This is a genomic window from Amycolatopsis tucumanensis, assembly GCF_021654135.1.
Lineage (GTDB): Bacteria > Actinomycetota > Actinomycetes > Mycobacteriales > Pseudonocardiaceae > Amycolatopsis_E > Amycolatopsis_E tucumanensis.
In genome coordinates, this window is the sequence record NZ_JAKGSD010000010.1 from 60,450 (window position 1) to 81,452 (window position 21,003).

General features: G+C 71.2%; 25 protein-coding genes. 4 read left to right on the forward strand and 21 right to left on the reverse strand.

What is annotated here, in order from left to right; genetic code table 11:
* Window positions 1-206: 206 nt before the first annotated feature.
* Window positions 207-653 carry a PadR family transcriptional regulator gene (locus tag L2C96_RS13005; RefSeq protein WP_017987599.1) on the forward strand — a complete coding sequence of 149 codons (447 nt, stop codon included), beginning with the start codon at window positions 207-209 and terminating at the stop codon, window positions 651-653.
* On the opposite strand, the gene L2C96_RS13010 is transcribed toward L2C96_RS13005, so the two are convergent.
* The gene (locus L2C96_RS13010; protein WP_237336315.1) at window positions 602-1,432 is read right to left on the reverse strand and encodes a class I SAM-dependent methyltransferase; all 831 of its coding nucleotides are present in this window, start codon (window positions 1,430-1,432) and stop codon (window positions 602-604) included. The genes L2C96_RS13005 and L2C96_RS13010 overlap by 52 nt on opposite strands.
* Window positions 1,433-1,516: 84 nt before the next feature.
* Here L2C96_RS13010 and L2C96_RS13015 point away from each other — a divergent pair, with 84 nt between their 5' ends.
* Together L2C96_RS13015 and L2C96_RS13020 are read left to right on the forward strand one after the other, a co-directional pair.
* Window positions 1,517-2,359 carry a VOC family protein gene (locus tag L2C96_RS13015; RefSeq protein WP_027935885.1) on the forward strand — a complete coding sequence of 281 codons (843 nt, stop codon included), beginning with the start codon at window positions 1,517-1,519 and terminating at the stop codon, window positions 2,357-2,359.
* A gap of 37 nt (window positions 2,360-2,396) precedes the next feature.
* Window positions 2,397-2,918 (forward strand): GNAT family N-acetyltransferase, encoded by a 522-nt coding sequence (locus tag L2C96_RS13020; protein ID WP_237336316.1) that lies wholly within the window; start codon window positions 2,397-2,399, stop codon window positions 2,916-2,918.
* A gap of 6 nt (window positions 2,919-2,924) precedes the next feature.
* On the opposite strand, the gene L2C96_RS13025 is transcribed toward L2C96_RS13020, so the two are convergent.
* The 5 genes from L2C96_RS13025 to rpsB all read right to left on the reverse strand — a co-directional run bounded on the left by L2C96_RS13025 (window position 2,925) and on the right by rpsB (window position 6,981).
* Complete coding sequence (locus L2C96_RS13025; RefSeq protein WP_237336317.1) at window positions 2,925-3,806, reverse strand: phosphatidate cytidylyltransferase; 882 nt, start codon at window positions 3,804-3,806, stop codon at window positions 2,925-2,927.
* Window positions 3,807-4,364 carry a ribosome recycling factor gene (gene frr / locus L2C96_RS13030; RefSeq protein WP_017987595.1) on the reverse strand — a complete coding sequence of 186 codons (558 nt, stop codon included), beginning with the start codon at window positions 4,362-4,364 and terminating at the stop codon, window positions 3,807-3,809.
* A 44-nt stretch (window positions 4,365-4,408) separates the two neighbouring features.
* The gene (gene pyrH, locus L2C96_RS13035; protein ID WP_017987594.1) at window positions 4,409-5,158 is read right to left on the reverse strand and encodes a UMP kinase; all 750 of its coding nucleotides are present in this window, start codon (window positions 5,156-5,158) and stop codon (window positions 4,409-4,411) included.
* 104 nt (window positions 5,159-5,262) lie between these two features.
* Entirely contained in the window at window positions 5,263-6,090 is an 828-nt protein-coding gene (gene tsf, locus L2C96_RS13040; RefSeq protein WP_017987593.1) for a translation elongation factor Ts, read from the reverse strand.
* A 69-nt stretch (window positions 6,091-6,159) separates the two neighbouring features.
* Complete coding sequence (gene rpsB, locus L2C96_RS13045) at window positions 6,160-6,981, reverse strand: 30S ribosomal protein S2 (RefSeq protein ID WP_017987592.1); 822 nt, start codon at window positions 6,979-6,981, stop codon at window positions 6,160-6,162.
* Between the two features lie 806 nt (window positions 6,982-7,787).
* Between rpsB and L2C96_RS13050 the strand changes: the two genes are divergently transcribed.
* Entirely contained in the window at window positions 7,788-8,234 is a 447-nt protein-coding gene (locus L2C96_RS13050; protein WP_237336318.1) for a murein hydrolase activator EnvC family protein, read from the forward strand.
* Here the strand turns inward: L2C96_RS13050 and L2C96_RS13055 are convergent.
* From L2C96_RS13055 to L2C96_RS13125, 15 genes are all read right to left on the reverse strand, one after another.
* Window positions 8,231-9,211 carry a FliA/WhiG family RNA polymerase sigma factor gene (locus tag L2C96_RS13055; RefSeq protein WP_372491212.1) on the reverse strand — a complete coding sequence of 327 codons (981 nt, stop codon included), beginning with the start codon at window positions 9,209-9,211 and terminating at the stop codon, window positions 8,231-8,233. The two genes, L2C96_RS13050 and L2C96_RS13055, sit on opposite strands and share 4 nt — an antisense overlap.
* Before the next feature lie 208 nt (window positions 9,212-9,419).
* A complete protein-coding gene (locus L2C96_RS13060; protein ID WP_237336320.1) occupies window positions 9,420-10,412 on the reverse strand; it encodes a tyrosine recombinase XerC in 993 nt (330 codons plus the stop codon).
* A 70-nt stretch (window positions 10,413-10,482) separates the two neighbouring features.
* On the reverse strand, window positions 10,483-11,646 hold the full coding sequence (gene dprA / locus L2C96_RS13065; protein ID WP_237336321.1) for a DNA-processing protein DprA: 1,164 nt from the start codon (window positions 11,644-11,646) through the stop codon (window positions 10,483-10,485).
* 412 nt (window positions 11,647-12,058) lie between these two features.
* Window positions 12,059-13,570 (reverse strand): YifB family Mg chelatase-like AAA ATPase, encoded by a 1,512-nt coding sequence (locus L2C96_RS13070; protein ID WP_020418159.1) that lies wholly within the window; start codon window positions 13,568-13,570, stop codon window positions 12,059-12,061.
* On the reverse strand, window positions 13,570-13,944 hold the full coding sequence (locus L2C96_RS13075) for a YraN family protein (protein WP_237336322.1): 375 nt from the start codon (window positions 13,942-13,944) through the stop codon (window positions 13,570-13,572). The genes L2C96_RS13070 and L2C96_RS13075 overlap by 1 nt, the downstream gene beginning before the upstream one ends.
* 687 nt (window positions 13,945-14,631) lie before the next feature.
* Entirely contained in the window at window positions 14,632-14,955 is a 324-nt protein-coding gene (locus L2C96_RS13080) for a DUF2469 domain-containing protein (RefSeq protein WP_017987585.1), read from the reverse strand.
* Window positions 14,952-15,731: a ribonuclease HII gene (locus tag L2C96_RS13085; protein ID WP_027931788.1), complete on the reverse strand. Its 780-nt coding sequence runs from the start codon at window positions 15,729-15,731 to the stop codon at window positions 14,952-14,954. Before L2C96_RS13085 ends, L2C96_RS13080 begins: the two co-directional genes overlap by 4 nt.
* A 53-nt stretch (window positions 15,732-15,784) precedes the next feature.
* The gene (gene lepB / locus L2C96_RS13090) at window positions 15,785-16,717 is read right to left on the reverse strand and encodes a signal peptidase I (protein ID WP_020418156.1); all 933 of its coding nucleotides are present in this window, start codon (window positions 16,715-16,717) and stop codon (window positions 15,785-15,787) included.
* A 31-nt stretch (window positions 16,718-16,748) separates the two neighbouring features.
* Window positions 16,749-17,108 carry a 50S ribosomal protein L19 gene (gene rplS, locus L2C96_RS13095; protein WP_017987582.1) on the reverse strand — a complete coding sequence of 120 codons (360 nt, stop codon included), beginning with the start codon at window positions 17,106-17,108 and terminating at the stop codon, window positions 16,749-16,751.
* Between the two features lie 147 nt (window positions 17,109-17,255).
* Window positions 17,256-18,011: a tRNA (guanosine(37)-N1)-methyltransferase TrmD gene (gene trmD, locus L2C96_RS13100; protein ID WP_017987581.1), complete on the reverse strand. Its 756-nt coding sequence runs from the start codon at window positions 18,009-18,011 to the stop codon at window positions 17,256-17,258.
* Window positions 18,012-18,032: 21 nt separating this feature from the next.
* A complete protein-coding gene (gene rimM, locus L2C96_RS13105) occupies window positions 18,033-18,551 on the reverse strand; it encodes a ribosome maturation factor RimM (RefSeq protein WP_017987580.1) in 519 nt (172 codons plus the stop codon).
* A gap of 7 nt (window positions 18,552-18,558) precedes the next feature.
* Window positions 18,559-18,798, reverse strand: a complete 240-nt coding sequence (locus L2C96_RS13110) for an RNA-binding protein (protein WP_017987579.1) — start codon at window positions 18,796-18,798, stop codon at window positions 18,559-18,561.
* A complete protein-coding gene (rpsP, locus tag L2C96_RS13115) occupies window positions 18,795-19,220 on the reverse strand; it encodes a 30S ribosomal protein S16 (RefSeq protein WP_020418154.1) in 426 nt (141 codons plus the stop codon). Before rpsP ends, L2C96_RS13110 begins: the two co-directional genes overlap by 4 nt.
* A 175-nt stretch (window positions 19,221-19,395) precedes the next feature.
* Window positions 19,396-20,169 (reverse strand): CPBP family intramembrane glutamic endopeptidase, encoded by a 774-nt coding sequence (locus L2C96_RS13120; protein WP_020418153.1) that lies wholly within the window; start codon window positions 20,167-20,169, stop codon window positions 19,396-19,398.
* 62 nt (window positions 20,170-20,231) lie between these two features.
* Complete coding sequence (locus L2C96_RS13125; RefSeq protein ID WP_237336323.1) at window positions 20,232-20,984, reverse strand: CPBP family intramembrane glutamic endopeptidase; 753 nt, start codon at window positions 20,982-20,984, stop codon at window positions 20,232-20,234.
* Between the last annotated feature and the right edge of the window lie 19 nt (window positions 20,985-21,003).

Here is a 21,003-nt window from a genome sequence, read left to right on the forward strand (position 1 = left end):
GTGAGCATGTCGGAACAGTACGGAAGGAGACCGACATGAGACACGGACACTTCCCCCCGCCGCACGGACGGCCCGCCTTCGGTCCGTTCGCCCGCGGTGGTTTCGGAGAGTTCCCCCCGGGCTGGGGCCCGGGCGGTCCGCGTGGCGAGTTCCGGGGGCGCGGCCCTCGTGGCCCGCACCGCGGGCGGCGAGGACGGCGGGGCGACGTGCGCGCCGCCATCCTCGCCCTGCTGGCCGAGCAGCCGCGGCACGGTTACGAGATCATCAGTGAGATCGCCGAGCGCAGCGGCGGTTTCTGGCGGCCGAGCCCCGGCTCGGTCTACCCGACCCTGCAGCTGCTGGCCGACGAAGGCCTGGTGGTGGCCCGCGAGGACGGCGGCAAGCGCCTGTTCGAGCTGACCGACGCCGGGCGCGAGGCGGCCGCGAACCAGGACGGGAAGCCGCCGTGGGAGCAGATCGCCTCGGACGTCGACCCCAACGAGGTCGACCTGCGCAAGGCGGGTGCGATGCTGGCCGCCGCCGCGGTCCAGGTGTCCCAGGCCGGGACGCCGGGTCAGAAGCGGCGCGCCGCGGAGATCCTCAACGAGGCCCGTCGGTCGATCTACGCCGTGCTCGGCGAGATCGACACCGATGACGAGGACGACGAGGAGTGACCGGGCAGCACGAGGCCGGTGGGCTTGTCGCGGACGAGAACGCGGTAGCCCACCGGCACCGTGAAGCCCGCAGCGTGCCGGCCGCGTGATCCGTTGTCCCGCAGGACGTCTTCGATCGCGCGGTCGGCCACCTCGGGGCTGAACTCGATGCGCAGCACCGCCGCGAGGCTTTCGGCGTCGGCGAACCGCCACTTCGCCGTCACGCGACGGCAGCGGAAACCCTGGCCGTCGAAGAACGCGTCGACCGCCGCCGGGTCGTAGTCGGGCAGATCCGCCCGCATCCACCGGCCGTACGGCTCACTGGACACGTCCAGATCGACGATCGCCAGCGCACCCCCGGGGCGCAGCACGCGATCCGCCTCGCGCAGACCGGGTTCGCAGCCGGGGCCGAAGAAGTACGCGGTGCGCGCGTGCACGATGTCGGCACTGGCGTCGGGAACCGGGATCGACTGCGCGGAACCACGCAGCACCCGCACCGAGGACAGCCCGGCGACCCGGCTTTCCGCCCGGCGCACCAACGGTTCGTGTGGTTCGACGCCGATCACCGACCGCGCGGACTCGGCGAAGCGGGGCAGGTGAAAACCGTCCCCACAGCCGACGTCCAGCACATCCTTGCCCTGCCAAGGGCATTCGTCGGCGAGGACCCGCCAGATGTCGCCTTCGACGTCCTGCGCGCGGTTCTCCAGCTCGTAGGTGTCCGGGTAGTACCAGATGTTCGGGCTGGGCAGGACGTCCGCCCTGGACGTGGTCCGCTGCCCACGCCGGGCGATCTTCCACACACCGCAAGGATATCCGAGACGATGCCCGGAAAGCGCTTCGCGTTCGGCATAGACTTGCTGCCCTCCCCACCGATCGGAGGCGGTATGTCCCTCGGATCTTCGGCCCCGTCCGTCCTGCCCTCCGGGGTGCCGTGCTGGGTCGAGCTCGCCAGCGTCGACGAGGCGGCCTCCCACCGGTTCTACGAAGGCCTGTTCGGCTGGACCTTCCTGCTCAGCCGCGATCCCGCGACGCGCACCGGCCGGTACCTGATCGGCACGATGGACGGTGTGCCCGTCGGCGGCCTCTACCAGGCGGCGCCGGACCAGGCGAGCGCCTGGATGATCAACATTTCGGTGCAGAACGCGCACGCGGCGGCGAACTGGGTGCAGCGGCTCGGCGGAGTCGTCACGCTCGAACCGACCGTGCTGCCGCACCGGGGCTGCATCCTGCACGGCATCGAGCCCTCCGGGGCGCCGTTCGTGCTGTGGCAGCCGCCGGCGGACTGGGCGTTCGCGGCGGGCTTCCCGAACACCTTCTCCGGCGCCGACCTGAACACGCGCGACGGCGAGGCGGCGGACGGCTTCTTCACCCGGCTCTTCTCGTACACGAGCCTGCAGGTGGGGGACAACCGCGGCATCGACTACGTGGAGTGGCGGCTGGAACAGCAACCGGTGCTGTACCGGTACGTGATGGGCCCGGAGTACCCGCCGCAGGCGCCGCCGCACTGGATGGTGTACTTCGGCGTCGACCCGGCGCGCGGCACCGACGCGACGGCGGGACACGCGCTGATGCTGGGCGGCACCGTGCTGGTGGAGCCCTACGACACGCCGTGGGGCCGGATCGCGATCCTCGCCGATCCGGCCGGCGCGGTGTTCTCGATCATCGACCACTCCCGCACGAGCGAGGGCTGGGGCCGCGCCGAGGTGGACGACCCCTACGACGACTGAGCCGTCGCTCGCCCTGGCGTGCGATAGGTTCGCCGCCATGTTCGACGCCTGGCCACCCGCCCCGATCCGGACCGAGCGGCTCGTCCTCCGCGAGTCCGCCGCCCGGGACCGGGCGGCGTTCATCGAGCTGTTCGCGTCACCGGAGGTCGGCGCCTATGTCGGTGGGTCTCGGCCGCGCGACGAGCTGGAGCGCTCGGTGCCCGAAGTGCCCGGACGGCGCCCGGGGCTGTTCGTGGTCGAACTCGACGGCGCGATGATCGGGATGATCACCCTCGACCCGCGCGACGCGGAGCGCCCGGGGCACGTCCGCCCGGAGGCCGGGGAAGCGGAGCTCGGCTACCTGTTCCTGCCGCGGGCGTGGGGCTCGGGCTACGCGGCCGAGGCGTGCGCGGCGGCGCTCGGCTGGTTCGCCGGGACGCATCCCGGCGAACCAGTGGTGCTCTCCACCCAGACCGCCAACGAGCGCGCGCTGCGCCTCGCCCTGAAGCTGGGTTTCACCGAGGTGGAGCGGTACGAGGAGTACGGCGCCGAGCAGTGGTTCGGCGTGTGGTCCCGCTGACCGCGGTCAGCTCACGAACGCCGACAGCAGCAGGAACGACACCACGGCGGAGGGCAGGAGCGAGTCCAGCCGGTCCATCAGCCCGCCGTGGCCGGGCAGCAGCGTGCCCATGTCCTTGATGCCGAGGTCCCGCTTCATCAGCGACTCGACCAGGTCGCCCAGGGTCGCGGTCAGCACGATCGCGACCCCGAACACCACGCCCTGCCAGACCTGCCCGTCGAGCAGCAGCGTCAGCGTCAGCGAACCCGCCACGACACCCGCGACGAGCGAGCCGCTGAAGCCCTCCCACGTCTTCTTCGGGCTGATCGACGGCGCCATCGGGTGCTTGCCCTTGAGGACACCGGCGATGTAACCGCCGGTGTCCGACGCGACGACGCCGATCAGGAACGCCAGCACGCGGCCGACCCCGTCGGACGGCGGGACGAGCATCGCCGCGAACGCGCCGAACAACGGCAGGTACGCGGCGGTGAACACGGACGCGCTGATGTCACGCACGTAGCCCACCGGCCCGCCCGGCAACCGCCAGAGCAGGCACGCCAGCACGGTGAGCGCGAACGCGATCAGGGCGCCCTCGTACCCGAACGGCCAGGACAGCCACAGCATGGCCTGACCGCCGAGCAGCAGCGGGACCAGCGCGAGGCGGATGTTCGCGGCGCGCCGCAGCGCCTGGGCGAACTCGTAGGTGCCGACGGCGATCGCCGCCGCGATGATCCCGATGAACAGGTAGCGCACGGTGAGCAGCGACACGAGGATCGCCGCACCCAGTGCCAGCCCGACACCGATCGCCGCGGGGAGGTTGCGACCGGCCCGCGACGTTTTCTTGGCCGGTTCAGCCGGCTCGGGAGAAGCCACCGGGGCCTTCTCGCGTTCTTCGCTCACCTGTGGCATTCAGACCTCGAGCAGCTCGGCTTCCTTGTGTTTGACGAGCTCGTCGACCTTCGCCACGTAGTTGTCGGTCAGGTGCTGCAGTTCCTTCTCCGCGCGCGCGACCTCGTCCTCACCGGCCTCGCCGTCCTTGGCGATGCGGTCGAGCTCTTCCTTGGACTTGCGGCGCACACCGCGGATGTGGACCTTGGCGTCCTCGCCCTTGGCCTTGACCATCTTGACCATCTCCTTGCGCCGCTCCTCGGTGAGCTGCGGGATGGTGATGCGGATGATCTGGCCGTCGTTGGACGGGTTGACACCCAGGTCGGACTCGCGGATGGCCTTCTCGATGGCGCCGAGCTGCCCCTGGTCGTAGGGCTTGACGATCACCATGCGGGCCTCGGGGATGTTGACGCCGGCCACCTGGTTCAGCGGCATCGTCGACCCGTACGCCTCCACCATGATGCGGGCGAACATGCCCGGGTTGGCCCGGCCGGTCCGCACCGACGACAGATCCTCCTTGGCGAAGGACACCGCTTTTTCCATCTTCTCCTCGGCGTCGAGGAGGGTCTCGTCGATCACGGCTACTCCCGTTGTGTGTGCTGTTGTTCCCGGTCCGTTCGGGGTCAGGCGCTGGGCCCGGCCCCGGAGGTGCTCACCAACGTGCCGATCCTCTCACCACGCACCGCCCTCGCGATGTTCCCCTCGGTGAGAAGGTTGAACACGATGATGGGCATGTTGTTGTCCATGCAGAGGCTGAAGGCGGTGGCGTCGGCGACCTTGAGCCCGCGCTCGAGCACCTCGCGGTGGCTGATCTCGTCGAACATCTTCGCGCTCGGGTCGCTCTTCGGGTCCGCGGTGAAGACCCCGTCGACGGCCTTGGCCATGAGCACGGCCTCGCAGCCGATCTCCAGCGAGCGCTGGGCGGCGGCGGTGTCGGTGGAGAAGTAGGGCATCCCGGTGCCCGCGCCGAAGATCACCACACGGCCCTTTTCGAGGTGCCGCTCGGCTCGTCGCGGGATGTAGGGCTCGGCGACCTGGCCCATCGTGATGGCGGTCTGCACGCGCGTGGGGACGCCTTCCTTCTCCAGGAAGTCCTGCAGCGCCAGGGAGTTCATGACCGTGCCGAGCATGGCCATGTAGTCGGCGCGGTCGCGGTCCATGCCGCGCTGGGACAGCTCGGCGCCGCGGAAGTAGTTGCCGCCACCGATGACGACGGCCATCTGCACACCGGTGCGGACGACGTCCGCGATCTGCGCGGCCACGGAGTGGACGACGTCGGGGTCGAGGCCCAGCGCTCCCCCGCCGAACATCTCGCCACCCAGTTTCAGCAGCACCCGCCGGTAACCGCCGTCGGCTCGTTTCGCCTCGCCCATGTCCGCCTCCGCCCGCTCGGGTGCTCTCGTGGAGCCTGCCTTCGCGAGTGTGCCCCGTCCCCGTGATCACGGAGACGGGGCACCCTCACGTCACTGCCGTCGTGTTACGGCTGGCCGACCTCGAACCGGGCGAACCGGGTCACGGTCACGCCGGCCGCGTCGAGCAGCGCCTTGACGGTCTTCTTGTTGTCGAGGACCGACGGCTGCTCTAGCAGCACGGTGTCCTTGTAGAACGCGTTGACCTTGCCCTCGATGATCTTGGGCAGGGCCTGCTCGGGCTTGCCCTCGGCCCGGGCGGTCTCCTCGGCGATGCGGCGCTCGTTGTCGACCAGGTCGGCGGGCACCTCCTCGCGGGTCAGGTACTTCGGCTTGAGGGCCGCGATCTGCAGCGCCGCGTTGCGGGCCGCCTCGGCGGCGCCGTCGCCCTCGCCGTTGTACTCGACCAGCACGCCGACCGCCGGGGGCAGGTCGGTGCCACGGCGGTGCAGGTACGTCGCGACCTGGCCGTCGAAGGCCACCACGCGGCGCAGGACCAGCTTCTCGCCGATCTTGGCGGCCAGCTCCTGCACGGCGTCGCCGACGGACTTGCCGCCCTCGAGCTCGGCCGCGGCCAGCTTCTCGACGTCGTCGGTCTTCAGGGTCTGCGCGACCTTGACGATCTTGTTGGCGAGCTCCTGGAACTGCTCGTTCTTGGCGACGAAGTCGGTCTCGGAGTTGATCTCGACCAGCACGCCGCCGTCGCCGGCGACGAGGCCCTCGGCGGTGGCGCGCTCGGCGCGCTTGCCGACGTCCTTGGCGCCCTTGATGCGCAGGAACTCAACGGCCTTGTCGAAGTCGCCGCCGCTCTCCTCGAGCGCCTTCTTGCAGTCCATCATGCCGGAGCCGGTGAGCTCGCGGAGACGCTTGACGTCCGCCGCGGTGTAGTTCGCCATCGTGCGGTGTCCGTTCCTCTCGGAAAGTTTGGGGGCCGCGCCGGTCCGGCGCGGCCGTGCCGGAAAGATTCAGGAGGCGGTGGTCTGCTCGGCCGGGGCCTCGCTGTTCTTCAGCAGGTCCTGCTCCCACTCCGCGAGCGGCTCGTCGGACACGCCCGGCTCGGGCTTGTCCTGGCCCTCGGCGGCGGCGGAGCCGTTGCGGCTGGAGCGGGCCATCAGGCCGGCGGCGGCGGCCTCGGCGACCACCTTGGTGAGCAGCGCGGCCGAGCGGATCGCGTCGTCGTTGCCCGGGATCGGGTAGTCGACCTCGTCCGGGTCGCAGTTGGTGTCCAGGACCGCGACGACCGGGATGTTCAGCTTGCGCGCCTCGCCGACGGCGATGTGCTCCTTCTTGGTGTCCACGATCCAGACGGCGCTGGGCACCTTCTGCATGTCGCGGATACCGCCGAGGGTGCGCTCCAGCTTCTCCTTCTCGCGGGTCAGCGTCAGGATCTCGCGCTTGGTGAGGCCCTGGAAACCGCCGGTCTGCTCCTGGGCCTCGAGCTCCTTGAGGCGCAGCAGCCGCTTGTGGACGGTCTGGAAGTTGGTCAGCATGCCGCCGAGCCAGCGCTGGTTGACGAAGGGCATGCCCACGCGCTGCGCCTCGCGGGCGATCGCCTCCTGGGCCTGCTTCTTCGTGCCGACGAACATGATGGTGCCGCCGTGCGCGACGGTTTCCTTGATGAACTCGTACGCACGGTCGATGTAGCTCAGCGTCTGCTGCAGGTCGATGATGTAGATGCCGTTGCGCTCGGTGAGGATGTAGCGCTTCATCTTCGGGTTCCAGCGGCGGGTCTGGTGCCCGAAGTGCACGCCGGAATCGAGCAGCTGCTTCATGGTGACGACGGCCATGGCCGGATTCGCACCTCTTCTGTGTAGCGCGCGCCCCGCGGGACGCGCTGGCCGGTTTTGTCGCCGTCGGCCGGGTGGCCGGCGACCCTGGTGCAGTGCCGATGCCCGGACCCCGTGGATGACTCCTCGGGGACCGCCGGGCGCCGTGGGTTCCGTGAGCGGGAACGTGCACGTACACGCGAAGTCGACCTGTCGTGACAGGCCGCGCGAACAGTGTACGCCCTGGCGGCGCGGGGTTCACCACGGGCGGCCTGGTGCTCCGGGCTGCTTGGTCCAGGCCGCCGCGGATGGGTTGGTCGGGCGCGGTTGTCCACAGGCGAAGCGGAGTTGTCCACAGATTCTGTCGCCGCCCGATCGTGGAGCCCGATGTGCGCCAGGCTGGGCCGATGATCGTGGTGATTCGCCGGTTGGTCGGGTTGGTGCTGGTCGGTGCCGTTGGGTGGCTCTTGGTCCCGGCTGCCGTGGGCGCTGTGGCCGAGGTGCCGTGGGGGCAGGGTGCGGCGGTGGCCGAGAACCCACCGGAGGCGCCAGGCACGGCAGCGCCAGCCGCTGCGGCCGCCACCAACTCCCGGCAGGGACCGGCAACGAAGAGACCCACGACCGCCGCAGCCGGCTCACCGCAAGAGTCGGCACCCAACGCGCCGGCAGCGACCGGAGCCAGCTCACCGCAGGGGCCGGCAGCGAAGGAGCCGACAGCCGCCGGAGCCAGCTCGCCGCAGGAACCGGCCGCCAAGGGACCGGCGGCGGCCGCCGCATCGATCGGGTCTCCCGGGACGGTCGGACCTCCCGGGACGGGGACGGCGGCTGTGGCCCGCGGGGTAGCGGACGAGCTGGATCCCCGGTTCGGGTGGCCGTTGTCGCCGAAGCCGGTGGTCGTCCGGCCGTTCCAGGCGCCGTCCGGGCCCTACGGGCCGGGTCACCGCGGCGTGGACCTGGCCGCCACGCCCGGCCAGCAGGTCCTGGCAGCGGGGCCGGGCGTGGTCGTGTTCGCGGGGCTCGTCGCCGGGCGGCCGGTGATCTCGATCGACCACGACGGCGGGTTGCGGACCACCTACGAGCCGGTCGCGCCGTCGGTGCCGGTCGGCACGCAGGTGTGGCGGGGCCAGCCGGTCGGGGTCGTCGAGGCCGGGCATCCGGGCTGCCCGGTCGAGGCCTGCCTGCACTGGGGCGTGCGACGGGGCGAGGAGTACCTGAACCCGCTCCCCCTGGTCCAGACCGGCTCGGCGATCCGTCTGAAGCCGTGGACCGGCTAGACCCCGGCCTGCTCCGTGAGCCGAGCCCGCAGCCGGAGGACCGCGCGGGTGTGCAGCTGGCTGACCCGCGACTCGGTGACGCCGAGGACGCGACCGATCTCGGCGAGCGTCAGCCGTTCGAAGTAGTAGAGGCTGACCACGATCCGGTCGCGTTCGGTGAGCTGCGCGATGGCCTCGGCGAGCTGGCGGCGGTTGTCCCGGTCGACGAGGACGGCGACGGGGTCGATGGCGTCGTCGTCGGGGAGCGTGTCGACCAGCGAACCGCTCTCCCGGCCTGCCGCCATGAGGTCCTCGAGCGCGACGACGCTGGTCAGCTGGAGCTGGCTGTAGAGGTCACGCAGCTCGTCGAGGGTGATGCCCAGCTCGGCCGCGACCTCGGTGTCGGTCGGGGTGCGGCGCAGCCGGCCGCCGAGACGTTCGAGCGCGCGCTCCACTTCGCGGGCGCGGCTGCGCACGACGCGAGGCACCCAGTCCTGCGAGCGCAGGTCGTCGAGGATCGCGCCGCGAATCCGCTGCATCGCGTAGGTCTCGAACCGCAGGCCGCGCTCGGGTTCGAACTTCTCGATGGCGTCGATCAAGCCGAAGATGCCGGACTGGATGAGGTCGCTGACGTCGACGTGCGTGGGCAGCCCGGTGCCGACCCGCCCGGCGACGTACTTGACCAGCGGCGCGTAGTGCAGGACCAGGCGCTCGCGCAGCCGCTGCTCCGGGCGTTCACGGAACTCGCGCCACACCGCCTGGATCGCGGAGTCACCGTCTCCCGCGCTCCGGGCGGCCGACCCACCGACTGGAGCGGTGCTGGTGCCCGCCGTGCCACCGGCCTGCGCCTCACTGTCCGCGACCGCGTCAGTGGTCGCAGACGCTTCCGCGCCGCCGGGTGTCCCTGCACCGGCTTGGGAATCGCCGCTCGGGTTGGCCCCGGCCTGCGCCTCAGCATCAGTCGCGAGCGCGTCACTCCGAGGACCGAGGTCCGGAATGGGCGCGCCGGCGGGGTCGCTCCGAAGCCCACTGTCCGGTTCGGACTCGGGCAGCGTCGGGTGTCCGGCCTGCTCGGGAGCAGGGCGGGCAGGGGTAGCTCGCAAATCGGCCGTCACACGGAAACCGTTCTCGGTAGCGGGCTCAGGTCGTTCTCCGGGCTCGTACGGGACGGGCGGTGTCAACGATCCTGCCTGCCGTCCTCCGAGGTCATCGGGATCGGGGGTGGGCTTGGTCATGGATCGCCTTCAACCGCTCGACGGTCACGTGGGTGTAGAGCTGTGTCGTGGCAAGCGTAGCGTGACCGAGTAGCTCCTGAACGCTGCGAAGGTCGGCACCGCCCTCCAGCAGGTGCGTTGCCGCGGTGTGCCGCAGTCCGTGCGGACCCATGTCGGCCGCCGAGGGCACCGCGTCAAGGGCCTCGTGCACCACCCGCCGGACCGTTCTCGGGTCCAGCCGGCCGCCCCGGACGCCGAGGAACAGCGCGGATGCGTGCGGCTTCGCCACCGCACCCGCCACCGCCGGACGGCCGTGGTCGAGCCAGCCGCGCAACGCGCGGTCGGCCGGCGCGCCGAACGGGACCATGCGCTCCTTGCCGCCCTTGCCGAGGACGCGGACGAGCCTGCGGCCGAAGTCCACGTCGTCGACGTCGAGCCCGCACAGCTCGGACACCCGCACACCCGTCGCGTACAGCAGCTCGAGGACAGCGAGATCGCGCAAGGTGACCGGTTCCTGCTGCGCCGCGCCGCTGCCCGCGGCCGTCAGGACGTCCTCGGCCTCGTCCGGCCGCAGCACCGGCGGCAGGGTCCGGTGCACGCGTGGCGCGACGAGCTTCGCACCCGGGTCGTGGTCGAGCGCGCCCTGCCGACGAGCCCAGGCGGTGAAGGTCCGGGCCGAGGCCGCTCTGCGCGCGAGGGTGGTCCGGCCGGCTCCCCCGTTGCGCTGGTCGGCGAGCCAGGCCCGCAGCGTCCCGATGTCCAGGCCCTTGAGCGCGGCGACGTCCGGCTGCGGCTCCTCACCGTGCAGGAACCCCAGCAGGGACACCACATCCCCGACATACGCGCGCACCGTGTGCGGGGACAGCCCTCGTTCGAGCCCGAGGTGGCGTTCGTAGGCGTCGACCAGCTCGGCGGCGGCGCGCGGCAGGGCGTCCCGGAGGGCGTGCAGGTCCGTTTTGCGGCCCCGAGATTCCCGTGCGGACATGGTTGTTCACGCTGCGCGAAGGGACGCGTGCGGTCAAGCATCGCCACACCGGCGGCAGATGACGATCGCATCACCTCCTCGACCTGCGACGCCAGCCGCTCTCGCAGCGCACGGCGAACTCGTCGAGTTCGAGGGCGGGCAGCAGCGCCCGGACCCGGGCGACCGGCACCCCGGATTCGGTGGCGACCTGCTCGGCGGATTTGCCCTCGCGCCGGTCGAGCGCCTCGTGGACGCGCAGGGCGTCCGGCCCGAGACCGTCCGTCGGCCGTTTCGAGCGGACCTTCTCGGGCCGGGGCGTGCCCAGCCGCCCGACGGTTTCGATCACGTCGTCGACCGAGGCCACGAGGGTGGCGCCGGATTCGCGGATCAGTTCGTGACAGCCGATCGACAACGCGGAGGTGATCGGCCCGGGCACGGCCATCACGACCTTGCCGAGCGCGCCGGCCGTGGTCGCGGTGTTGCGGGCGCCACTGCGGCGGCCCGCCTCCACGACGATGGTTCCCTCGCTGAGCGCGGCGATGAGGCGGTTGCGGACGAGGAAGCGGTGGCGGGCCGGCGGTGTGCCCGGCGGGTACTCGCTGACGACGAGACCGCCGTGCTCGGCGATCTTGTCGAGCAGCACGACGTGCCCAGCGGGGTACCCGGCATCGAGACCGCAGCCGAGCAGCGCGACGGTGGTGCCGCCGACGAAGAGGGCTCCGCGGTGTGCCGCGCCATCGACCCCGTAGGCGGCGCCGGAGAAGACCGACACGCCCTGGCCGGCTAACGCGGAGGCGAAGTCGCCGGCGACGTGCTCGCCATACCCGGTGGCAGCTCGCGCGCCGACGATCGCCACGGCCTGCTCGGTGGCCTCGTCGAAGCGGACTTGGCCGCGCACCCACAACGCGAGCGGCGGGGCGACGCCCTGCACACCACGGCTGGCGGCGAGTTGGAGGGACAGGAGCGGCCAGCCCGGCCACTCGTCGTCCTCCGGGATCAGCAGCCGCATGCCGAGGCGAGCGCCTTCGTCGAGGTCGCGCTGGGCGTGGTCGTGCGTGCGGCGGGCCTCGGTTTCGTCGCGGACGCGGTTGGGACAGTCGCCGGCGCGGATCGCCTCAGCCGCCGCGACGGGTCCGTGCTGAGCGACGAAGTCGACGACGGCGGGTGCCGGCGGCTCGGCGACACGGACCAGGTAGGAGCGGGCAAGGCGCTCTGCGTCGAGCTTGGCGCTGACGGGCTCGGGGGTGGTCGTCATGCGGCCCTCCCCGCGTGGCGTCTCGGTGCGGGAGCAGGGACGAGGCGCGCCACGGCCGGTGCCGGAGCGGTGTAGAGGAATGTCAGAGGTTCTTGCAGCCCTCCGTGGAGGCCGGATGGCGACATGCTCCTGACCAGTGCCGAGGTGGCGCGGCGCGAACGTTGAAGGCTCATGCGGCCCGTCACGGATGCCGGTGTCAGAACCGGGGTTGTGAGATGAGCCGTGGCAAGCGGTGAGGTCCGAGGGCTAATGCGGCCCTCCCCGAATGCCCGGTACCGAAGCACGGGCGACGACGCGCGCCATGGCCGGTGCCTGAGCGGTGCGGAGGAGTGGCGGAGGCTCGTGCAGCCCTCCGTGTGTGAACTGCCTGCGCCTTGGCCAGGGCCGAGGTTGCGCAGCGAACGTCGAGGGCTCATGCCGCCCTCCGGTCTCGGAACTCCAGCGCGGCGGCGACGTGGTCGGCTTGGGGTTCGTCGGCGTCGGCGAGGTCGGCCAGCGTCCAGGCGATCCGGAGGCACCTGTCGACGCCCCGGGCGGTCACCGTGCCGCGTTCCAGGCTTCGGTTCAGCAGGGCTGTCGTCGTGGGTGGGAGGGCGAACTCGCGGTGCAGGGCGGGGCCGGGGACCTCGGCGTTGGTCTTCCAGCCGTGCTCGCTCCAGCGGGCGGCGGCGCGGTCGCGGGCGGCCAGGACACGTTTGCGGACCACCTCCGTCGGCTCGGGCTCGCTGCTCTCGTGGCGGCCCATCGCCGTCATCGGGCGGAGCCGGACGCGCAGATCGACGCGGTCGAGCAGCGGGCCGGACAACCTGCTGAGGTAGCGGCGGCGCTCGGTCGGTGAGCACGTGCAGTCGGTTTCGCGGGGTGGCGCGCACGGGCACGGGTTAGTGGCCATCACGAGCTGGAAGCGCGCCGGGTAGCGGACCGAACCGCGGGCGCGGGCGATGCTGACCTCGCCCTCCTCCAGGACCGTGCGCAGGGAGTCCAGCCGCTGCGATCCGAATTCCGCCGCTTCGTCCAGGAAGAGGACCCCGCGGTGGGCGCGGCTGATCAGGCCCGGTGTGGCGATGCCCGCGCCGCCACCGATGAGCGCGGCCTCGGACACCGAGTAGTGCGGCGCGACGAACGGCGGGACTTTGATCAGCGGGGACTCGGGTGTCAGTTTGCCGTTGATCGAATGCACGGCAGTGACTTCGAGCGACTCCTCCGGCGAGAGCATGGGCAGGAGACCGGGCAGTCGCTTGGCGAGCATGGTCTTCCCCACGCCCGGCGGACCGGTGAGGAGGAGGTGGTGCGCGCCTGCGGCCGCCACTTCGAGCGCCCAGCGCGCCTCGGGTTGGCCGACGACGTCCGCCAGATCCAGCCCCTTGGGCGGCTCGCTCTCGGTGGGTGGCTCTGGCCGGGCCAGGGCGTTTTCGCCCTCGAGCCAGGCAAGGACGTCCCGCAGCCTCGCCGCGCCGTAGACCTCGAGGCCGTCGACCAGTGCAGCTTCGAACAGCGTCCCGGACGGGACGATCGCGCGCTTGATCCCTTCCTTGCGCGCCGCGAGCAGGCCGGGCAGGACTCCGCGGACTTCGCGCACCCGGCCGTCGAGCGCCAGCTCGCCCAGCAGGACCGTGCCGAGCAGCCGAGTGGCCGGGACCTTGCCCGCGGACGCGAGGATGGCCACCGCGATCGCGAGGTCGTAGCCAGAACCGAGCTTGGGCAGGTTCGCCGGGAACAGGCCGAGGGTGAGCTTGTCCTCCGGCCAGTGCTGGCCCGAGTTGCGGATGGCCGAGCGGACCCTGTCTTTCGCTTCGCGCAGGCCGGCGTCGGGCAGGCCGATCATCTTGATCCCGGGCAGGCCACCGCCCAGGTCGGCCTCGACCTCGACCAGGCGGCCGTCGAGGCCGACGAGTGCCACCGACCAGGCGCGTCCGAGCGGCATCAGAACGCTCCCGGGATGTGGCGGACGCGGGGCTCGCCGTCGCCATCCGCGTAGACCGCGACGACGTCGAAGCGGACCCGGCACCAGCCGACGCGGTGGATGCTCAACCACTGCCCGGCGAGGCGCCGGATGCGGGCGACCTTGTCCTCGGTGACCGCCTCCGCGGGATCGCCGAAGCTCTCCCGGGTGCGGGTCTTGACCTCGCAGATGACCAGGGTGCGGCCGTTGGTGGCGATGAGGTCGAGCTCGCCCTGGCGGCAGCGCCAGTTCCTGGCCAGCACGACGAAGCCGAGCTTCTGCAGGTGGCGCGCGGCGATGTCCTCGCCCCTGCGGCCGAGTGTCAGGTGGCGGGCGGGTCTGGCCGCGGTGGTCATGGCTGGTCCCCCAAGGTCGGTGGTCGTTCACTGCCTTCGACGGTGCCATGACCTGCGGTTTCGCCGACAGAGCGAGTTGCCGGGCCTGTGGACAAGTGGGGTGATGTGGACAAACCGCGGTGGGGTGCGGCTCGGTGGGGCGGAAATGTCGGTCCCGGGTGGTAGGGGCGGCGGGCGAGAGATGAGCTGGGGTTGGAGGCGCGCGGGCGGCCGGGAGCCCAGGTGAAGGCGGGAACGGGCCGGGCAACGGTCGGGATTCGGGTCGAGATGGGAAACGGGCCTCGCAGCGGCCGGAGTGAGGGCAGAAGCAGAGTCGAGAGGTGGGTGGCGCTGGGGGAACGGCTGGTGGGGCGCGCCAGGGGCGGACGGCTGTGTGGCGCGCCGGGAGGCCGACGGCCGGTGAGGTCGCGCCGGGAGGCAGACCCGTAGGTCGCGCCGGGAGGCGGGCCCCCGGTAGGTGGCGCCAGGGGCAGACAGCCGCTGGGTGACGCCGGGAGGCAGACGGCCGGTGGCTCGCGCCAGGAGGCGGACGACCGGTGGGTCACGCCGGGAGGCGGACGGCCGGTGGGACGCGCCAGGGGGCGGACAGCCGGCGGGTGGCGCAAGGGGCAGACGGCCGGTGAGGTGCGCCGGCCCCAAAAAAAAGGGACGTCCCGCTGGGGGACGTCCCTCGTCGAGCTTGGGGTGTCAGCTGGAGAACGGGCCCTCTTCGGGGAGCCTCAGCTCTGGCTTTTCCAGCTCCTCCACGTTCACGTCCTTGAAGGTGATCACGCGGACGTTCTTGACGAACCGGGCAGGGCGGTACATGTCCCACACCCACGCGTCGGACATGCGGACCTCGAAGTAGACGTCTCCCCCGCTGTCCCTGACCTGCACGTCCACCGCGTTGGCCAGGTAGAACCGCCGCTCGGTCTCCACCACGTACGAGAACTGGCTGACGATGTCGCGGTACTCGCGGTACAGCGACAGCTCCATCTCGGTCTCGTACTTCTCGAGATCCTCTGCGCTCATGAAATCCGCGCCCCTCCTCGCGAGTTCGACCGGTCTCCGGCGGCGGAACTCCCATTCTGAACCACGGTGCCCTCCAGAGCACGTACCGGAGCATCGGACTGCCCCAATGCAGCAGCGGTGAGCATGACCTTCCGCGGTGGTCGCAGACCGTGGGCGGCGGCCGCCGCTGCCACATTGGTGTACGACCACCGGTGTACCTCACACGGCCCGTGTTCGACGAGCGCCGCGCCGTGGTCCGCGGTCGTGTACCCCTTGTGCACATCGAATCCGTACATCGGGTACTCCAGGTGCGTCTCGGCCATGATCCGGTCCCGCGTCACCTTCGCCAGCACCGACGCGGCCGCCACGCACGCGACCGCCCGGTCCCCCTTGATCACCGGCACGCTCGGCGCCGGCAGACCCGGCACCTTGAAACCGTCCGTCAGCACGTACCCGGGGCACTCCCGCAACCCCGCCACCGCCCGGCGCATGCCCTCGATGTTCGTGACATGAATGCCGAGCTGATCCACCTCTTCGGGTGAAATGACGACGATCGAGTAGTCCAGGGCACGCACCAGGAGCCGCTCGTAGACCCGCTCCCTGGCCAGCGCGGTGAGCAGCTTCGAGTCGTTCAGCTCCGCCAGCCGGGCCGCGTCCCCCGGCCGGAGCACGCACGACGCGACCACCAGCGGACCCGCGCAGGCCCCGCGGCCCGCCTCGTCGACCCCGGCCACCGGGCCGAGACCACGCCGGTCGAGCGCCGACTGCAGACCCCACGCCGTCTCACCCCGGACGATCGCCCTGGGCGGGCGGAAGGAGGCCAGAACCGCCGAAGACCTACCCAACCTGGTTACCGCTTTCGCTCGACCGCCTCGCGCACCTTCGAGCCCAGTCGCCGTCCGCCCCACACCGCGGGCCACGCGGCGACGACCCCGAACCCGAGCGGAACGCCTTCCTGCCACGCCGGAGCGCTCATGCCGAGCGCGGCCGGCTGCGCGGCGGCCTGCGGGTTGTGGTCGCTGACCCCGCCCCACCGGCTGGGTGGCAACACGATGATGCGTGCCTTGCCGATGATGTTGTCCACCGGGACGGCACCGCGGACCCCGCCGCCGCCCTGGCAGCGCGAGTCGCACGAGTCGTTGCGGTTGTCGCCCATCACCCAGACGTAGCCGTCCGGCACCGTCACCGGATCGAACGGCTCCTGCCGCTGGTTGTCCGGATTCTGCCAGTGGATGTAGGGCTCGTCGAGGGCCTTGCCGTCGACGACGACCCGGTTCTGGGCGTCACAGCACTCGACGGTCTGGCCACCGGTCGCGATGATCCGCTTGACGAAGTCGCGCTCGTCCGGCGGCGCCAGCCCGAACACCGAGCCGATGTTCTGGAAGAACCGCACGACCGCGTTACCCGACCGCTCGGTCGCGACCTCGTTCTCCACCCACGGCTCCGGGCCCTTGAACACCACGACATCACCCGGTTCGGGGTCGGTGAAGTCGTAGGTGATCTTGTCGACGAGGACCTTGTCGCCGTAGCACCCGGTGCACCCGTGGAGCGTGGTCTCCATCGACCCCGAAGGAATCGTGTAGACCCGCGCCAGGAATTGCTGGAACACGAATGCCAGCGCCAGCGCGACGACGATCAGAATCGGGAGTTCGACCCAGAACGAGCGCTGTTTCTTGGGTTTACGGCGGCGCCGTTTCCCATTTGCGCCGGCATCGGCACTCTCGTCCGGTTCCGGGCGTTCGGGCTCGTCCTCAGCGGCGCTGGAGGGCACAGGTTCGACCACTTCGCCAGGCTATCGGAGAACGTCCGATCCCTCAGGACGCGGTCGGAGCCTCGCGGCGCTCCTTGATCTTGGCGGCCTTGCCGCGCAGCTCGCGCAGGTAGTACAGCTTGGCGCGACGCACGTCACCGCGCTTGTGCACCTCGATCTTCGCGATGTTCGGGCTGTGCACCGGGAAAGTGCGCTCCACACCGACACCGAACGAAACCTTGCGCACGGTGAAGGTCTCGCGAATACCGCCACCCTGGCGGCGGATCACGACGCCCTGGAAAACCTGAACACGCTCACGGTTTCCCTCGATGACGCGAACGTGCACCTTCAGCGTGTCACCCGGGCGGAAGTTCGGGATGTCGGAACGCAGCGACTGAGCGTCCAGGGCGTCCAGGGTGTTCATCGGGAGTCCGTCCTCGTCCTTCGTCTGTCTGGCAGTCATCCGAGCACGCGCACGCTCACTCACGGCAGGCGACCCGGGGGCTTGTGGCAGGCACGCACCACTGGCACGGCCAACCTGTCAAGTATTGCAGACGCGTCCCCGGCCGGATCACCCGGCCTGCCGCTGCTCGGACCGGACACGGTCGAGCACGGCGAGATCGCGCTGGTCCAGCGTACCTTCCGGCAACCGGTCGAGGAGATCGGGGCGGCGCAGGAGGGTCCGTTCGAGGGCCTGGTCGCGCCGCCAGCGGTCGATCAGCGCGTGGTTGCCCGACCGCAGCACCTCGGGCACGGACAGGTCGCGCCACACCTCGGGGCGCGTGTAGCTGGGGCCTTCGAGCAGGCCGTCGGAGAAGGAGTCCTGCTCGGCCGACACGGGGTTGCCCAGCACGCCGGGCAGCAGCCGGACCGTGGCCTCGACCATGACGAGCACCGCGGCTTCGCCACCGACCAGCACGTAGTCGCCGATGGACACCTCGTCGACCGGCATCCGGCGCGCGGCGTCGTCGATCACGCGCTGGTCGATGCCCTCGTAGCGGCCGCAGGCGAACACGAGGTGCTTCTCGCGGGCGTACGAGTGCGCCATCTCCTGCGTGAAGGGGCGGCCCGCCGGGGTCGGCACGACCAGCCGGGTCTCCGGACCGCACACCGCGTCCAGCGCGTCGCCCCAGACCTGGGGCTTCATGACCATGCCCGGACCACCGCCGTAGGGCGCGTCGTCGACGGCGCGGTGCACGTCGTGGGTCCAGTCCCGCAGATCGTGCACCCCGACCTCGATCAGCCCGCGCTCGATGGCGCGGCCCAGCAGCGCGGCCCGCAGCGGGTCCAGGTATTCGGGGAAGATGGTGACGACGTCGATCCGCACGGCGCGAGCGTAACCAGCCCGTCAGCCGGCGTCGTCGAGCAGGCCCTCGGGCGGATCGACCACGACGCGGCCGCCCTTGACGTCCACCACGGGGACGATGGCCTGCACGAACGGCACGAGGACGGTGCGCCCGTCGCGGTCGAGCGCGAGCAGCTCGCCGTGCGGGGCGTGCACGACCTCGGTGACGGTGCCGATCACCTCGCCGTCGCTCAGCTCGGCGCGCAGACCCTCGAGTTCGTGGTCGTAGAACTCGTCCGGGTCGTCGGATGGCGGGAGGTCGGCGGTGTCGGCGAGCAGCAGGGCGCCGCGCAGGGCCTCGGCGGCCTCACGCGTCACCACCTGCTCGAACGTGACCAGCAGCCGCCCGCTGTGTGGGCGGGCGGCTGCGACGGTCAGCGGGCGCGTGGTGCCGTCGCGGAAACGCGCGGTCACCGTCGCGCCGTCGCGGAAGCGTTCCTCGGGCGAGTCGGTCCGGATGTCCACGGCGAGTTCACCGCGCACACCGTGGGCCTTGGCGACCCGCCCGACGACGACGTCCACGGATGGGTCAGCGGTCGGTGTCGACGACGTCCACGCGGACGCCGCGGCCACCGATGCCGCCCATGACGGTGCGCAGCGCGGTCGCTGTCCGGCCGCCACGGCCGATGACCTTGCCGAGGTCGTCCGGGTGGACGTGGACCTCGAGCGTGCGACCACGGCGGGTGGTGATCAGGTCGACCCGGACGTCGTCCGGGTTGTCCACGATCCCCCGCACCAGGTGTTCGAGGGAGTCGGCGAGGAAGCTCACGCCTCGTCCTTCGCCGCCTCGTCGTCGGCCTTCTTGGCCGACTTCTTCTTCGGGGTGGTGGCCTCGTTGGCGGGCTCGTCACCGGCAGCCGCGAGGGCCGCGTTGAACAGCTCCTCCTTGGTCGGCTTCGGCGCGGCGGTCTTCAGCGTGCCCTCGGCGCCCGGCAGGCCCTTGAACTTCTGCCAGTCACCGGTGATCTCCAGGATGCGCTGCACCGGCTCGGTCGGCTGTGCGCCGACACCCAGCCAGTACTGGGCGCGCTCGGAGTCGACCTCGATGAAGCTCGGCTCGGACTTCGGGTGGTACTTGCCGATCGACTCGATCGCCTTGCCGTCCCGGCGGGTGCGGGCGTCGGCGACGATGATGCGGTAGTACGGCGCACGGATCTTGCCGAGGCGCTGGAGCTTGATCTTGACGGCCACGGTGTGTGGGTACTCCTTGGTTCTCTGCGTGCTCGCGGGTGTCGGGTCACGATCCGTGTGGGGACACCGGACGAGTACCCGAAGCTTTCGGTCGCCACGGCACGGTGAGAGGGCCCGGCCGCAGCAGGCAAGCGACTATTCTGCCAGACCCGTTCGCGTGGCTCGCAGGCGGCGTCTAGATCGCCATGACGCCCAGCGCCGTGAGCAGCATCGCCACGGCGGGCAGGAAGTTGTTCATCTGGTGCGCCACGATGCTGCCGAGCAGGCGGCCGGTGAACAACCGGGCCAGGCCGATCGGGATGGCGATCACCAGCAGCAGCGTGGTGCGCAGCGGCTCCAGGTGGCTGGCCGCGAACACCGCGGTGGACAGCAGGAACGCCGCCAGGCGCGCCCACTTCTCCTGGCCCCAGTGCAGCCGCTCGACCGCGCCCCACAGCAGGCCGCGGTAGATGACCTCCTCGCAGATCGGACCGAGCAGCCACAGGTAGGCGAACATCACGATCGCCGCGCTCACCGACATCGGCTGTTCCTCGACCAGGGCGCTGATCGCCGAGCCGGCGTTCGCCTCGCCCACCGCCTGGGTCCAGATGAACGCGCTCACGGTGGTCAGGACCAGCCCGAAGGAGCCGAGTTTGAGGCCGAGCTTCACGTCGTCCCAGCGCCAGGACAACCGCAGGTCGGCCAGCGGCCCGTTGCCGCGCACCTTGGTGATCAGGATGGCGACCAGCGCGGCGAGGACGGTCGGGGCCATCGTGCCGATCAGCACGTCCCGCGCGGGCAGCGGCTGACCGGGCGGCGCCGGGCCGAGCAAGACGCTGACGAACGCGGCGGAGGCCAGCAGGACGGCCTCGACGACCAGGAAGGCGCCGAACCCCCAGCGGTGCGACGGCGCCGGCTCCGCGGTGGCCGGCAGATCAGGCGGATCGAGCTCGCCCGGATGTGCCGTCACGGCTCGCCTCCCTCTGATCCTCGCCCAGCACCTACCGAGCCTAGTCGCCATGGTCGTTCCGCTCAGGACCCGGTGAACAGCAGCAACGCCGGGGCCAGGTTGTTCGCCGCGTGCGCGACGAAACTCGCCCCCACCCGTCCGGTCCGCCAGCGGGCCGCGCCGATCACCAGCCCCTGCGCGAGCAGCGCCAGCGTGCGGGTCGGCTCGCCGTGCAGGTAGGCGAAGACGACCGCGGTGAGCACGAGGATCACCCACTGCGGGACGCGGTGGTGCTCGAGCGCTCCCCACAGCGAGCCGCGCATCAGCAGCTCCTCGGCCATCGGGGTGGCGACCACGACGACGAGCGCGGCCAGCGCCAGCCAGACGAACTCGTCCCGGCCGCCGTCCTCGGCGAGGTCGGTGAGCGGGCTGTCGGAGACGCGGTCGGTGCCGTAGATGCCCAGCAGCACCAGGTTCACCAGGTAGCCGGCGAGCAGGGCGAGCGCACCGCAGGCCAGGCCCACCTTGACGTCGCGCAGCGTCGGGAGCCAGCCGAAGTCGCGCCGCGGCCCGCGCCCCCAGCGGCGCGACGCGACCAGCGGGGCGAGCCCGAGCAGGAGGCTGGGCACGAACGCGAGCAACAGCACCGGACCGACGTCGAGCAGTTCCAGCGGGTCGACGCTGGCTTGCCCGGACCGCAGCGCGGTCATCACGACGGTGACGAGGTGGTAGCCGCCGAGGCCGGCGAAGAACGCGACGAAACCCCAGTGGGCGCCGAAGACCAACCGGTTCCGCACGTCCTCGCCGATGCCCTGGCCCACCCTCGACGCGCTCATGGAGTTCAGGCTATGTGGC